Origin of the sequence: Streptomyces sp. CB02400, from assembly GCF_001905725.1 — a bacterium.
GTDB lineage: Bacteria > Actinomycetota > Actinomycetes > Streptomycetales > Streptomycetaceae > Streptomyces > Streptomyces atrovirens.
Genome location: NZ_LIWB01000009.1, coordinates 133,535 through 147,212, shown reverse-complemented (window position 1 = coordinate 147,212; position 13,678 = coordinate 133,535). Strand labels below are relative to the sequence as shown.

At 72.1% G+C, this 13,678-nt stretch carries 12 protein-coding genes; 8 read left to right on the top strand and 4 right to left on the bottom strand.

Annotated elements, in window-relative coordinates; translation table 11 throughout:
- Positions 1-28: 28 nt before the first annotated feature.
- A complete protein-coding gene (locus tag AMK33_RS22395; RefSeq protein WP_073934700.1) occupies positions 29-1,255 on the bottom strand; it encodes an acyl-CoA dehydrogenase family protein in 1,227 nt (408 codons plus the stop codon).
- Positions 1,256-1,428: 173 nt separating this feature from the next.
- On the opposite strand from AMK33_RS22395, the gene AMK33_RS22390 reads away from it, so the two are divergent.
- Complete coding sequence (locus AMK33_RS22390) at positions 1,429-2,070, top strand: TetR family transcriptional regulator (protein ID WP_073934699.1); 642 nt, start codon at positions 1,429-1,431, stop codon at positions 2,068-2,070.
- A gap of 89 nt (positions 2,071-2,159) precedes the next feature.
- On the opposite strand, the gene def is transcribed toward AMK33_RS22390, so the two are convergent.
- Positions 2,160-2,705 (bottom strand): peptide deformylase, encoded by a 546-nt coding sequence (gene def / locus AMK33_RS22385; protein ID WP_073934698.1) that lies wholly within the window; start codon positions 2,703-2,705, stop codon positions 2,160-2,162.
- Positions 2,706-2,851: 146 nt separating this feature from the next.
- On the opposite strand from def, the gene AMK33_RS22380 reads away from it, so the two are divergent.
- The 7 genes from AMK33_RS22380 (at position 2,852) to AMK33_RS22350 (ending at position 10,734) form a co-directional block, all read left to right on the top strand.
- Positions 2,852-4,090: a MurT ligase domain-containing protein gene (locus AMK33_RS22380; RefSeq protein ID WP_073934697.1), complete on the top strand. Its 1,239-nt coding sequence runs from the start codon at positions 2,852-2,854 to the stop codon at positions 4,088-4,090.
- 25 nt (positions 4,091-4,115) lie between these two features.
- Entirely contained in the window at positions 4,116-4,847 is a 732-nt protein-coding gene (locus AMK33_RS22375) for a type 1 glutamine amidotransferase (RefSeq protein WP_073934696.1), read from the top strand.
- A gap of 199 nt (positions 4,848-5,046) precedes the next feature.
- Entirely contained in the window at positions 5,047-6,072 is a 1,026-nt protein-coding gene (locus AMK33_RS22370; protein ID WP_073934695.1) for a 6-phosphofructokinase, read from the top strand.
- A 207-nt stretch (positions 6,073-6,279) separates the two neighbouring features.
- Positions 6,280-7,230, top strand: a complete 951-nt coding sequence (locus AMK33_RS22365) for a cytochrome c oxidase assembly protein (protein ID WP_073934694.1) — start codon at positions 6,280-6,282, stop codon at positions 7,228-7,230.
- Between the two features lie 211 nt (positions 7,231-7,441).
- On the top strand, positions 7,442-8,719 hold the full coding sequence (locus AMK33_RS22360) for a PASTA domain-containing protein (protein WP_327379560.1): 1,278 nt from the start codon (positions 7,442-7,444) through the stop codon (positions 8,717-8,719).
- 4 nt (positions 8,720-8,723) lie between these two features.
- A complete protein-coding gene (locus AMK33_RS22355; protein ID WP_073934692.1) occupies positions 8,724-10,532 on the top strand; it encodes a serine/threonine-protein kinase in 1,809 nt (602 codons plus the stop codon).
- A gap of 13 nt (positions 10,533-10,545) precedes the next feature.
- Positions 10,546-10,734: a hypothetical protein gene (locus AMK33_RS22350; protein ID WP_073934691.1), complete on the top strand. Its 189-nt coding sequence runs from the start codon at positions 10,546-10,548 to the stop codon at positions 10,732-10,734.
- 21 nt (positions 10,735-10,755) lie between these two features.
- Here AMK33_RS22350 and AMK33_RS22345 read toward each other — a convergent pair whose 3' ends face one another.
- Together AMK33_RS22345 and AMK33_RS22340 are read right to left on the bottom strand one after the other, a co-directional pair.
- Positions 10,756-11,961 carry a sensor histidine kinase gene (locus tag AMK33_RS22345; RefSeq protein ID WP_073934690.1) on the bottom strand — a complete coding sequence of 402 codons (1,206 nt, stop codon included), beginning with the start codon at positions 11,959-11,961 and terminating at the stop codon, positions 10,756-10,758.
- The gene (locus AMK33_RS22340; protein WP_073934689.1) at positions 11,958-13,670 is read right to left on the bottom strand and encodes a sodium/solute symporter; all 1,713 of its coding nucleotides are present in this window, start codon (positions 13,668-13,670) and stop codon (positions 11,958-11,960) included. The genes AMK33_RS22345 and AMK33_RS22340 overlap by 4 nt, the downstream gene beginning before the upstream one ends.
- Between the last annotated feature and the right edge of the window lie 8 nt (positions 13,671-13,678).

Below are 13,678 nucleotides of genomic sequence, written 5' to 3'. Positions count from 1 at the left end.
CACCGCCGGGTCGTCCGGGTGGCCGGCCTCAGCGGATGGGCATGCCCGACAGGGTGCGGGCGATCACCAGGCGCTGGATCTCGCTCGTGCCCTCGAAGATGGTGTAGATCGCGGCGTCGCGGTGCATGCGCTCCACCGGGTACTCGCGGGTGTAGCCGTTGCCGCCGAGGATCTGTATGGCCTGGGCGGTGACCTTCTTGGCGGTCTCGCTGGCGAACAGCTTGGACATCGAGCCCTCGGCGGCCGTGAACGGCTTGCCGTTGATCGCCATCCAGGAGGCGCGCCACACAAGGAGGCGGGCGGCGTCGATCCGGGTGCGCATGTCGGCGAGCTGGAAGGCGACGCCCTGGTTGTCGATGATCGGGCGGCCGAACTGCTCGCGCGTGGTCGCGTAGTCGAGGGCGACCTCGTACGCCGCGCGGGCGGTGCCCACCGCCATGGCGCCGACGGCGGGGCGGGACGCCTCGAAGGTGGCCATCGCGGCGTTCTTCACGCGCTCGCCGCCCTGCTTCGCCTTCTCGCGGGCGCGGGCGAGGCGCTCGTCCAGCTTCTCCTTGCCGCCGAGCAGGCAGGAGCCGGGGACGCGCACGTCGTCCAGGATGACCTCGGCGGTGTGCGAGGCGCGGATGCCGTGCTTCTTGAACTTCTGGCCCTGGGAGCAGCCGGGGGTGCCGGGCGGGATGATGAAGGAGGCGTGGCCCTTGGAGCCGAGGTCCGGGTCGACGACCGCGACCACGACGTGGACGTTGGCGATGCCGCCGTTGGTCGCCCAGGTCTTGGTGCCGTTGATCACCCACTCGTCCTTGGCCTCGTCGTACACCGCGCGGGTGCGCATCGAGGCCACGTCGGAGCCTGCGTCGGGCTCGGAGGAGCAGAAGGCTGCGACCTTGACGTCGTTGGCGTCGCCGTACATCTGGGGGATCCAGGTGCCGATCTGCTCCTCGGTGCCGTTGGCGAGGACGCCGACGGCGGCCAGGCCGGTGCCGACGATCGACAGGGCGATGCCGGCGTCGCCCCAGAAGAGCTCCTCCATGGCCATCGGGATGCCGAGGCCGGTTGCGTCGAAGTACTGCTGGGCGTAGAAGTCCAGGGAGTAGATGCCGACCTTGGCGGCCTCCTGGATGACCGGCCAGGGAGTCTCCTCACGCTCGTCCCATTCGGCGGCCGCGGGGCGGATCACATCGGCGGCGAAGCCGTGCAGCCAGTCCCGCACCTCCTTCTGTTCGTCGTTGAGCTCCATGGTGAACTCGGCCATGTCCCCTCCAGCGGCGACGCACGTGCGTGTTACTTGCGGTAACCCCGAGTCTGTTACCGGTGGGTAGGAAAAGTCAACTCCCCAGGGCCGGTCGGCATCCCGTTCGATGACCGGATCGCCTTCAGTGTTAGTTTGCGCAGGCGTCACCGAATCAGCACGGGTGGGGAGAGATCATGAACACCACACAGCGGACCGATCAGCAGCGGTCCGCCGACCGACGCCGGCGCGAGCTGCTGGAGGCCGCCGACCGGGTGGTGCTGCGCGACGGCCCGGGGGCCTCGATGAACGCGATCGCCGCCGAGGCCGGCATCACCAAGCCGATCCTCTACCGGCACTTCGGTGACAAGGGAGGACTCTACGCCGCCCTGGCCAAGCGGCACACCGACGCGCTGCTGGACTCCCTGCGGGCCGCCCTGGACGCCCCGGCGGACCGGCGCGAACGGGTCGAGGCCACCCTGGACACCTACCTCTCGGCGATCGAGGCACGGCCCCAGGTGTACCGGTTCCTGATGCACCCGGCGGAGGAGTCGCAGAGCGACCAGGGCTTCGACGTCGGCAAACACTCGGCGCCGCTGCTGCGCCGGATGGGCGAGGAGCTGGCCCAGGTCATCGGGGAACGGCTGGACCTCGGGCCGGACGGCCAGCGGCTGGCCCGGGTGTGGGGGCACGGCATCGTCGGCATGATGCACGCGGCCGGCGACTGGTGGCTCGGTGAACGGCCCTGCTCTCGGGCGGAGTTGGTGCGCAGTCTGGCCGATCTGCTGTGGGGGCGTCTCGCAGCGGCGGGGGACAAGGTGGGAGGCCCGGGGTTCTGATCTTCACAGGTCGCGTGCGGGCCGTGTGCGGCCGGTCGCGCCCACGCGGCGGAGCCGCACCCCGACGCGGCCCCGCACCCCCGAGGGGTTCAGTCCGCCCGGCGCCAGGAGGCCCGGGCCACCTGCCGCATCAGTTTCCGGTGGCGCCGGCCCGTCAGGTGGTCGGCGTAGATCCGGCCCTCCAGGTGGTCGCACTCGTGCTGCAGACACCGGGCGAAGAAACCCGTGCCGTGGACGGTGACCGGCTCTCCGGCCACCGTGAAGCCCTCGACGACCGCGTGGTCGTACCGCTCCGTCCCCGCCTCCAGGCCGGGCAGGGACAGACAGCCCTCGGGGCCGCGCACCACCACCCCGTCCGTCTCCACCAGCCGCGGGTTCACCACATGGCCCAGGTGGCGGACGTCCTCGTCGTCCGGGCAGTCGTAGACGAACACCCGCAGCGGCTCGCCGATCTGGTTGGCGGCCAGGCCCACACCCTGCGCCGCGTACATCGTGGCGAACAGATCGTCCACCAGGCGTGCGAGTTCCGGACCGAAGTCGGTGACCTCCCGGCAGGGCGCGTGCAGCACCGGGTCGCCGAGCAGGGTGAGGGGCCGTACACGTCCGTGGACGCCGGGGATGGAACCTTGTCGCATGACCGTCAGAGTACGGTCCTCCCAGCAACGCCCGTCTCACGATGGTGCCGCGGTTCTGGAGTGCGAACGGATCTCGATAGGCTGAGGTCTCACCACGTGGCCGTCAGGCACAGACGCGGCGCGTACGCAAGGAGGATCGAGAACTGATGGCAGGCAACTCGGACCCGCTCACGCCGCGGGCCAAGCTGGCCGTGACCGCGGGCAAGGCGGTCGCGGCGGCATCCCGCGCCGCCGGGCGCGGCAGCGGTTCGGTGATCGGCGGCCGGGTGGCACTCAAACTCGACCCCGATCTCCTGGCCCGGCTCGCGCAGCACCTGGACGTGACCCTGGTCTCGGCGACCAACGGCAAGACCACCACCACCCGGCTCATCGCCGAGGCCCTCAAGGCCGCAGGACCGGTCGTCTCCAACGCGCTCGGCGCCAACATGCCGGCCGGCATCACCTCGGCGCTGGCCGGCGGCTCGGAGGCCAGGTTCGGTGTCATCGAGGTCGACGAGAAGTACCTCGCGGGCGTCGCCCGGGACACCGACCCCAAGTGCATCGCACTGCTCAACCTCTCCCGCGACCAGCTCGACCGCGCCGCCGAGACGCGGATGCTCGCGGAGAACTGGCGCGAGGGCCTGGCCGGCTCCAAGGCCGTGATCGTCGCCAACGCCGACGACCCGCTGGTGGTGTGGGCCGCGTCCTCCTCCCCCAACGTGATCTGGGTCGCCGCCGGCCAGATGTGGAAGGACGACGCCTGGTCCTGCCCGTCCTGCGGCGGTGTGATGCAGCGTCCGGGCGACGACTGGTTCTGCAGCGAGTGCGGCTTCCGCCGGCCGACGCCGAGCTGGGCGCTCTCCGGCGACCACGTGCTCGACCCGCACGGCTCCGCCTGGCCGATCCACCTCCAGCTTCCGGGCCGCGCCAACAAGGCCAACGCCGCGAGCTCCGCGGCCGTCGCCGCCGTCTTCGGGGTGCCGCCGCAGGTCGCCCTGGAGCGCATGTACCAGGTGCAGGCCGTGGCCGGCCGCTACGACGTGGTCCAGTTCGAGGGCCGTGATCTGCGGCTGCTGCTCGCCAAGAACCCCGCGGGCTGGCTGGAGACGTTCTCGCTGATCGACCCGCCGCCGACCCCCGTGATCCTCTCGGTGAACGCGCGCGGCGCCGACGGCACCGACACCTCCTGGCTGTGGGACGTCGACTACACCCGGCTGACCGGCCACCCGATCTGCGTCATCGGTGACCGGAAGCTGGACCTCGCGGTGCGCCTGGAGGTCGCGAACCAGCAGTTCCAGGTCTGCGAGAACCTCGACCAGGCGGTGCAGCTGTGCCCGCCGGGCCGGATCGAGGTCATCGCCAACTACACCGCGTTCCAGGACCTGCGCCGCCGCGTCGGCAACTGACCAACGACACCCCAGGGGACTTGAAGTGAGCGACAACCAGCTGCGGGTCGTGTGGATCTACCCGGACCTGCTCAGCACCTACGGCGACCAGGGCAACGTCCTCGTCGTGGAGCGCCGGGCGCGGCAGCGCGGCCTGGACGTGGCGCGGCTCGACGTGCGCAGCGACCAGCCGATCCCGACCTCCGGCGACATCTACCTGATCGGCGGCGGAGAGGACCGTCCGCAGCGGCTGGCCGCCGAGCGGCTGCGCCGGGACGGCGGTCTGCAGCGGGCGGTGGGCAACGGCGCGATCGTCTTCTCGGTCTGCGCCGGCTACCAGATCCTCGGCCACGAGTTCATCAACGACCTCGGCCAGCGCGAGCCCGGTCTCGGCCTGCTCGACGTGGTCTCGGTACGCGGTGAGGGCGCCCGGTGCGTGGGCGACGTGCTGGGGGACGTCAACCCGCAGCTGGGCCTGCCCCCGCTGACCGGGTTCGAGAACCACCAGGGCGTCACCCACCTGGGCCCCTCGGCCCGCCCGCTCGCCCAGGTGCGCTTCGGCAACGGCAACGGCACCGGGGACGGCACGGAGGGCGCGTTCAACGAAACCGTCTTCGGTACGTACATGCACGGTCCGGTGCTGGCCCGCAACCCGCAGATCGCGGACCTGCTGCTGAAGCTGGCGCTCGACGTCAACGCGCTGCCGCCGACCGACGACCGCTGGTACGAGGCGCTGCGGGGCGAGCGCATCGCGGCGGCGCAGCAGCAGCCCGCGTGAGTCTCCGTCCGCCTGCGGACGGCCCCCTGGCACCCCGGCGCGACCGGCCCGTCTGACGGCTGGTCCGCACAGGTGAGCGGGGTCGTCCAGCAGGCGGACGCCAGGTGCGGCCCCGCCCCCCGGAGCGGCTAGGGTGGCGGAGATCGAGCCGGACAACGCGGTCCGGTCCCGGCCCACTTCGAGAAGGTTGTTTCGGGCTATGCGCATTGGTGTCCTCACGTCCGGCGGCGACTGCCCCGGCCTGAACGCCGTCATCCGGTCCGTCGTGCACCGTGCCGTCGTCGACCACGGCGACGAGGTCATCGGTTTCCGGGACGGCTGGAAGGGCCTCCTGGAGTGCGACTACCTCAAGCTCGACCTCGACGCCGTGAGCGGCATCCTCGCCCGCGGCGGCACCATCCTCGGCTCCTCCCGGGTCCGCCCCGAGCACCTGCGGGACGGCGTGGAGCGGGCCAAGGGTCACGTCCGGGAACTCGGCCTCGACGCGATCATCCCGATCGGCGGTGAGGGCACGCTGAAGGCGGCCCGGCTGCTGTCGGACAACGGCCTGCCGATAGTGGGTGTGCCGAAGACCATCGACAACGACATCGCTGTCACCGACGTCACCTTCGGCTTCGACACGGCCGTCGGCGTGGCGACCGAGGCCCTGGACCGGCTGAAGACCACCGCCGAGTCGCACCAGCGGGTGCTGATCGTCGAGGTCATGGGCCGGCACACGGGCTGGATCGCACTCCACTCCGGCATGGCGGCCGGCGCGCACGCCGTCGTCGTACCCGAACGGCCCTTCGACATCGACGAGCTGACCGCGAAGGTCGGCGCGCGGTTCTCGGCCGGCAAGCGGTTCGCGATCGTGGTCGCCGCGGAGGGGGCCAAGCCGAAGGCCGGGACCATGGACTTCGACGAGGGCGGCAAGGACGTCTACGGCCATGAGCGGTTCGCCGGCATCGCGCGGCAGCTCTCCCTGGAGCTGGAGTCGCGGCTCGGCAAGGAGGCGCGGCCGGTGATCCTCGGGCATGTGCAGCGCGGGGGGACGCCCACGGCGTACGACCGGGTGCTGGCGACGCGGTTCGGGTGGCATGCGGTGGAGGCGGTGCATCGGGGGGAGTTCGGGCGGATGACCGCGCTCCGCGGGACGGACATCGTGATGGTGTCTCTCGCGGAGGCGGTTGAGACGTTGAAGACGGTGCCGGAGGAACGCTATGCGGAAGCGGAGTGTGTTCTCTGAGGTACCGGGCCCGGCTCGGTCCGTGAGGTGAATCGCGGACTGCGGGCCGTCGGTGGTTGATCGCGCCCACGCGGCGGAGCCGCATGTCGATACAGCCCCGCGCCCCTGAGGGTGTTCCCCTGACCCCGGTCACAGGTGTGGCCGGGGTCGGTCGTACTCTGAGTGCGGACAGATTGCGTACAACCCCCACGAAACAGGAGCCGGTGGATGGATCACGGCGGGCACGGCATGACCATGGATCTGCCGCCGTTCACGCTGGGGCGAGGGCTCGGCTGGTCGGCGGACCCCTTCTTTCTCGTCGCCTGCCTGCTGGGGCTGGCACTGTACGGCTGGGGTGTGGTCCGGCTGGTGCGGCGCGGTGACAAGTGGCCGGTGGGGCGGACCGTCGCGTTCGTCGCCGGTGTGCTGAGCATCGGGCTCATGATGTGCACCAAGCTGAACGACTACGGCATGGTCATGTTCAGCGTGCACATGGTGCAGCACATGGTGATCAGCATGGTGTCGCCGATCCTGATCCTGCTCGGCGCCCCGATCACCCTCGCCCTGCGCGCGCTGCCGCCGGCCGGACGGGGCCGCAAGGGACCGCGCGAGCTGCTGCTGATGCTGCTGCACAGCCGCTACATGCGGATCGTCACCCACCCGGTGTTCACCATCCCCCTGTTCATCGCCAGCCTGTACGGCCTGTACTTCACCCCGCTGTTCGACTTCCTGATGGGCTCCAAGGTGGGGCACATCGCGATGATGGTGCACTTCCTCGCCGTCGGCCTGGTCTTCTTCTGGCCGATCATGGGTGTGGACCCGGGTCCGCACCGGCCGGGGTATCTGATGCGGATGCTGGAGCTGTTCGCGGGCATGCCGTTCCACGCGTTCTTCGGCATCGCGCTGATGATGGCGTCGACGCCGATGGTCACGACCTTCGAGAACCCGCCCGGCTCGCTCGCCGTCGACGCGCTGTCCGACCAGAACGCGGCCGGCGGTATCGCCTGGGCGTTCAGCGAGGTCCCCTCCGTACTGGTGCTGCTCGCGCTGCTGTTCCAGTGGTACGCCTCGGACCAGCGGCAGGCCAGGCGCAAGGACCGTGCCGCCGACCGGGACGGGGACAAGGAACTCGAGGCGTACAACGCCTACCTGGCCTCACTGAACGCGCGCGGGAACTGAATTCACCGTCTCCCCGATCCCCTTGAACGGGGATTTTCCACCGGTAGCATGAATGCGTCGGGGGGAACCGCAGGGGGGAGCGGTGATGGCACTTCGCGCGTTCACGCACAGGGCGGGAAAAGCGGTGATTCGGAAGATCGCCGTCCTGTCGTTATTACTTCTTGTCGCCAGTGGGTGCGATTCGGGCACACCTTTGTTCGATGTGAAGGCGGTGGCCGCGGGTGCCGCCTCCCTCGCGCCGTTCTTCGACGAGAGCGGCGGACTCGGACGGGACGCCGACGTGCGGTCGCGGCCCGCTCGCGGCGGTCTGCAGCAGGGGGACACGCCCGGCCTGTACGGGGGCACCGACGAGGCGGCGATCTGCGACGTCGAGCAGTTGAAGCGGTATCTCGCCGAGCCGCGCAACGACCGCAAGGCACGGGCCTGGGCCGGGGCGCTGGATCTCCGTACGGATGGGATACCGGAGTATCTCGACGGGCTCACCCCTGTTCTCCTGCGTCACGACACTCTGGTGCGGAACCACGACTACAAAAAGGGAAAAGCTGTTCCCTTCAACGCGCTGCTTCAGGCGGGAATCGCGATTCTGGTCGACGAGCAGGGGATGCCGACGGTGAAGTGCTCGTGCGGAAATCCGCTGCGGCCCTTCGAGGGGGACAAGAGCAGGATTTCCGTCTCGTTCGACGACGGAAACGAGAAGTGGAAGGGGTACGACCCTTCCGAGGTCGTGGTCGTACGGCCCGCGTCCCACGAACTGGAGCGGATCGCCCTCGTCGATGTGGAGGATCCCGACCGGGGTGTCGAACGGCCCGTGGGGACGACGGGCGAGGAGGACACCGCCTTCGACACGAGGAAGCGGCAGGCGGTGCCGTCCCTCATCGGGACCACGTTCGGTGAGGCGAGCCGGCGACTGGCCGGACGGGGGCTGGCGGTCGCGTACGGCGGGAAGGAGCCGCCGCCGGACGGCGCGCGGGTCACGGCGTCCGATCCGGCCGCCGGGGCCGAGCTGCGGTTCGGGGCGCACGTCACGCTGAGCGTGGTGGAGAACACGGGGCGGTCCGGTGGCGGGACCACTCCCCCGGACCCGGAGTCGTCACGGCCGACGACGACTCCCGCATCGTCGTCCTCCCCGTCCGCACCGTCCTCCCCGTCCGCGCCATCCTCCCCGTCCGCGCCATCCCCGCCGTCCACGTCGTCCTCCGGTCCGTCGAAGTCCGAGCGGCCGGCGTCACCGAGCGGGACACCGGAAGCCACGTCCCCACCGGCCGACTCGACACCGCCACCCCTACCGAGCACCGCGTCCGGCCCACCACCTTCCACGCGCTCCACGCCTCCGGAGACCCCCGAGACCACTTCCGCACCTCCCCGCACCGCTCCCCCGCCGCCCACCGGCAGGCCCGCGAGCGGCGCTCCGGCCACGAGCGTGCCCGCCACCTCCGAAGCACCCACCACGAGCGCCCCAGCTGAGCGCCCCCGCCGAACCCGGGAGTGACCGGATGCCCTCATCACCGACGTCGGGAGTGGGCCGGGTCATCGCCGGCCGCTATCTGCTGCTGCACCGGCTGGGCAGCGGCGGCATGGGGCACGTCTGGCTCGCCCACGACCAGAGACTCGCGTGCGAGGTCGCGCTGAAGGAGATCGTGTTCGGCGACCCGGCCGAGCCCGGCCAGGAGCGGGAGGCCCGGGTCGCCCGGGCCCGCGCCGAGGCCCGGCACGCGGCCGGTCTGCGCGGTCACCCCCATGTGGTGACCGTGCACGACGTGCTGGAGCACGAGGGGCTGCCGTGGATCGTCATGGAGTACGTGGCGGGCGCCGTCGATCTGCGGGAGCTGCTCGCCCGGAGCGGTCCGCCCGCCCCCGCCGAGTGCGCCCGGATCGGGCTCGCCGTGCTGGACGCGCTGACCGCCGGGCACGAGCGGGGCGTGATGCACCGGGACGTGAAACCGGCGAACATCCTGCTGGCACCGGACCGCACCGGAGCGCCGTACGGGCGGGTGCTGCTCACCGACTACGGCATCTCGGTGCAGCCGGACACCGGGGAGACGCGGTACACGATGGCGTCCGCGCTGGTCGGCACGGCGGGCTATCTAGCGCCGGAACGGGCCACCGGCGGCCCGCCCACCCCCGCGGCCGACCTGTTCTCGCTCGGCTGCACGCTCTACCACGCGGTGGAGGGCAGCGGCCCCTTCGCGCGGGAGTCCCCGCTGGCCTCGGTCACCGCCGTGGTCATGGAGGACCCGCGTCCACCGGTGCGGGCGGGCGCGCTGGAGCCGGTGCTGCGGGGGCTGCTCACCAAGGATCCGGATCTGCGGGCGACGGCGCGGGAGGTGGAGGCCGAGCTGGCGCGGATCGTGACGCCCCAGACGGAGACCTACGCGCGGACACAGACGGACCTCGGCTCCCAGCCGCCCTGGGCCGCCTCCGCGCACCCGGAGCCCGAGGCGGACGCACGGGGCCCCGCCGCCACCGGCACCCGCCGTCGCCCCCGCCCGCACGCGCTGCGCGCGGTCCTCGCCGGCGGGCTGGGCCTGGTGCTGGCGCTGGGCGGTGCCTGGTACGCGCTGGCCGACCGGGAGAGCGGAGGCGGCGGGACGGCGGTGCCGTACGGGGAGGCGGTCGGGCTGGTCGAGCCGCTGGAGGAGGACGACTGCGTGCTGGCCGACTGGCCCGGTGGCTCCCCGTTCGCCGGCACGCCCCGGCTGACCCTCGACCCGACCTGCGCGGACCAGGCGCCCGACGGGCAGGTCGTGGCGTTCGTCGAGGCCGCCTCGGCCGAGGAGGCGCGGGAGCGGGGTCCGGCCCGCTGTGAGGAGCGGACGCGGGAGCTGCGCGGCCGGCTGGCCGACGTACGCGGTCTGGCCGTCGTACCCACGGCGGACGGGTTCGAGGCGGCCGGGGGGCGTACCGCCTGTCTGGTGCTGGGGGCGCACGGGCCGGTGTACGGGCCGCTCGGGGACCGGCGCCGCCTCGGGACGGCGTTCGCCGACACGGCGACGATGCAGCGGCGGGACTGCCTGGACGTACGGTCCCGCCGGGAGGCGCGGCTGGTGTCGTGCGACGGGACGTACGACGAGCAGGTGCTCGGGTTCACCCGGCTGGGCAGGGACGTCACGCTCGCCGAGGCGCGCACCGAGTCGGACACGGCGTGTGCGCGTGCGGTGCCGCCGCGTGACTACGGTTTCGACCCGTCGGTCCACGAAGCGGGGTCGTGGACCAGTGAGGGGCCATGGAAATCAGGCACACATGTCGTCGTGTGCACCGTAAGGAGGCAGAACGGGGGCACCATGGAGGGAGCCGAACCATGAGGAGGGTGTTGCGATGCCCGGTTCCACGAACGGTTTCTCGAACGGTTCCACGTCGACGAAGACCATGGGGGTGCTCACCGTCGGCGGTCTGGTCGCCGTGACGGCGTACACGGTGGCTCTCGGCAGCAACGGCTGGCTGTGGTTCGGCTGGGTCGTCCTGGGGCTGATCACCTTGGGAATGGTGGCCACCCGCAGCACCTGAGAGGCGCCGGGGCGGCCGGCCTCACTTCGGGGTGAGCCGTCCCGTCAGGTGCACGCCCGGCTGGTACTTCGGCAGCCGGACGGTGATCTTCATGCCCGCGCCGACGGCGGTCTCGATGACGAGGCCGTGGTCGTCGCCGTAGACCTGACGGAGCCGGTCGTCGACGTTGGAAAGGCCGATGCCGCCGGTGGGGCTGACCTCGCGGGCGAGGATGCGGCGGAGCAGGCCGGGGTCCATTCCGGCACCGTCGTCCTCGATGACGACGAGGGCCTCGGCGCCGGCGTCCTGCGCGGTGATCTGGATGTGGCACTTGTCGGCCTTGCCCTCCAGCCCGTGCTTGACGGCGTTCTCCACCAGCGGCTGGAGGCAGAGGAAGGGCAGCGCGACCGGCAGCACCTCGGGGGCGATCTGCAGGGTGACGGAGAGGCGGTCGCCGAAGCGTGCCCGCACCAGCGCCAGATAGTGGTCGATGGCGTGGAGTTCGTCGGCGAGGGTGGTGAAGTCACCGTGCCGGCGGAACGAGTAGCGGGTGAAGTCGGCGAACTCCAGGAGCAGTTCGCGGGCCCGTTCGGGGTCGGTGCGCACGAACGAGGCGATCACGGCGAGCGAGTTGAAGATGAAGTGCGGGGAGATCTGCGCCCGCAGGGCCCTGATCTCGGCCTCGATGAGGCGGGTGCGGGACTGGTCGAGGTCGGCGAGTTCGAGCTGGACGGAGACCCAGCGGGCGACCTCCCCGGCGGCCCGGACCAGGACCGCGGACTCACGGGGCGCGCAGGCGACGAGCGCGCCGTGCACCCGGTCGTCGACGGTGAGCGGGGCGACGACCGCCCAGCGCACCGAGCAGTCGGGGGTGTCGCAGGTGAGCGGGAAGGCCTCGCCGCGGCCGGTGTCGAGGGGACCGGTGAGGCGTTCCATGATCTCGGCGCGGTGGTGGGCGCCGGCGCCGTCCCAGACGAGGACCTGGTCGCGGTCGGTGAGGCAGAGGGCGTCCGTGCCCAGCAGGGAGCGCAGTTTGCGGGCGGACTTGCCGGCGGTCTCCTCCGTGAGGCCGGCCCGCAGCGGGGGCGTGGCCAGGGACGCGGTGTGCAGGGTCTCGAAGGTGGCGTGCTCGACGGGGGTGCCGAGTCCGGCGAGGCTGGCGGGGCGGGCGGTGCGCCGGCCGATCCAGAACCCGGCGGCCAGCAGGGGCAGGACGGCGACGAGCAGACCGGCGAGGAAACCGCTCATGCGGACACCTCCGTGCGGAGTTCCTCCGGCAGGTGGAAGCGGGCCAGGACCGCCGCCGTGCCGGGCGGCACCCGGCCGGGGGTGGCCAGGGACACCAGGATCATGGTGAGGAAGCCCAGCGGCACCGACCACAGCGCGGGCCAGGCGAGCAGGGCGTGCCAGGGCCCCGCGCCCGGGTAGCCGGCCATGGTCGCGGCGACGGCGAGGAACGCGGAGCCGCCTCCCACCAGCATTCCGGCCGCCGCGCCCGGCGGGGTCAGCCGGCGCCACCAGATGCCGAGGACGAGCAGCGGGCAGAACGACGAGGCCGACACGGCGAAGGCGAGCCCCACGGCGTCGGCCACCGGCAGCCCGCCGACCAGGAGGCTCGCCCCGAGCGGTACGGCCATGGCGAGCACGGTGCCGAGCCGGAAGTGCCGTACGCCGCGCGTGGGGAGCACGTCCTGGGTGAGCACTCCGGCGACGGCCATGGTGAGCCCGGAGGCCGTCGACAGGAACGCGGCGAAGGCGCCCCCGGCGACCAGCGCCCCGAGGAGGTCGCCGCCCGTTCCGCCGATCATGCGGCCGGGCAGGAGCAGGACGGCGGCGTCCGCGTCGCCGGTGAGGGTGAGTTCGGGCGCGTAGAGCCGGCCGAGGGCGCCGTAGACCGGCGGGAGGAGGTAGAAGGCGCCGACCAGGCCGAGGACCGCGACGGTGGTGCGGCGGGCGGCGACGCCGTGCGGGCTGGTGTAGAAGCGGACCACCACGTGGGGCAGGCCCATGGTGCCGAAGAAGGTGGCGAGGATCAGCCCGTACGTGGCGTACAGCGGGCGTTCCTCGCGGGACTCGGCGCGGGAGGGCGACAGGGCGTCGTCGGCGCCGCGTCCGGCGGCGGGGACCTCGGCGCCCTCGGCGAAGGTGAGCCGGGTGCCGCCGTCGATGCGGTGGGGTCCTGCGGACAGGCCGGTCTCGGTGCCGTCGAGCTCGCGGCCGTCGACGGTGCCGTCCACCGTGACGGTGAGCGGCTCGGTGAGCCGGAGCACGAGCGTGTCGTCGATGCGGACCACCCGCTGTTCGCGGAAGGCGGCCGGTTCGTCGAAGGCGTGGCTGGGGGCGCCGTCGCTCTGCCAGGCGGTGACCAGGAAGAGGGCGGGGACGAGCAGGGCGGTGAGCTTGAGCCAGTACTGGAAGGCCTGGACGAAGGTGATGCTGCGCATGCCGCCCGCGCCGACGATGACGGTGACCACGACGGCGACGATCACCCCGCCGAGCCAGTCGGGCGCCCCGGTGAGGACGGTCAGGGTGAGCCCCGCGCCCTGGAGCTGGGGCAGCAGGTACAGCCAGCCGACGCCGACGACGGAGGCGCCCGCGAGCCGCCGTACCGTCTGGGAGGCGAGCCGGGCCTCGGCGAAGTCGGGCAGGGTGTAGGCGCCGGAGCGGCGCAGCGGGGCGGCGACGAACAGCAGCAGCACCAGGTAGCCGGCGGTGTAGCCGACCGGGTACCAGAGCATGTCCGGGCCCTGGACGAGGACGAGGCCCGCGATGCCGAGGAAGGAGGCGGCGGAGAGGTACTCGCCGCTGATGGCGGCCGCGTTGAGGCGGGGGCCGACGGTGCGGGAGGCGACGTAGAAGTCGGAGGTGGTGCGGGATATGCGCAGGCCGAAGGCGCCGACGAGGACGGTCGCGAGGGCGACGAGCGCGACGGCGGTGACGGCGTAGGCGGAGTTCACGGTGCTGG

What these genes read in the sequence shown, in the direction of transcription:
- AMK33_RS22365 (WP_073934694.1), top strand. Translation starts at nt 6,280, where the DNA reads ATGGATCACGGCGGGCACGGCATGACCATGGATCTGCCGCCGTTCACG.
- AMK33_RS22345 (WP_073934690.1), bottom strand. Translation starts at nt 11,961, where the DNA reads ATGAGCGGTTTCCTCGCCGGTCTGCTCGTCGCCGTCCTGCCCCTGCTG.
- def (WP_073934698.1), bottom strand. Translation starts at nt 2,705, where the DNA reads ATGCGACAAGGTTCCATCCCCGGCGTCCACGGACGTGTACGGCCCCTC.
- AMK33_RS22390 (WP_073934699.1), top strand. Translation starts at nt 1,429, where the DNA reads ATGAACACCACACAGCGGACCGATCAGCAGCGGTCCGCCGACCGACGC.
- AMK33_RS22380 (WP_073934697.1), top strand. Translation starts at nt 2,852, where the DNA reads ATGGCAGGCAACTCGGACCCGCTCACGCCGCGGGCCAAGCTGGCCGTG.
- AMK33_RS22355 (WP_073934692.1), top strand. Translation starts at nt 8,724, where the DNA reads ATGCCCTCATCACCGACGTCGGGAGTGGGCCGGGTCATCGCCGGCCGC.
- AMK33_RS22370 (WP_073934695.1), top strand. Translation starts at nt 5,047, where the DNA reads ATGCGCATTGGTGTCCTCACGTCCGGCGGCGACTGCCCCGGCCTGAAC.
- AMK33_RS22350 (WP_073934691.1), top strand. Translation starts at nt 10,546, where the DNA reads ATGCCCGGTTCCACGAACGGTTTCTCGAACGGTTCCACGTCGACGAAG.
- AMK33_RS22395 (WP_073934700.1), bottom strand. Translation starts at nt 1,255, where the DNA reads ATGGCCGAGTTCACCATGGAGCTCAACGACGAACAGAAGGAGGTGCGG.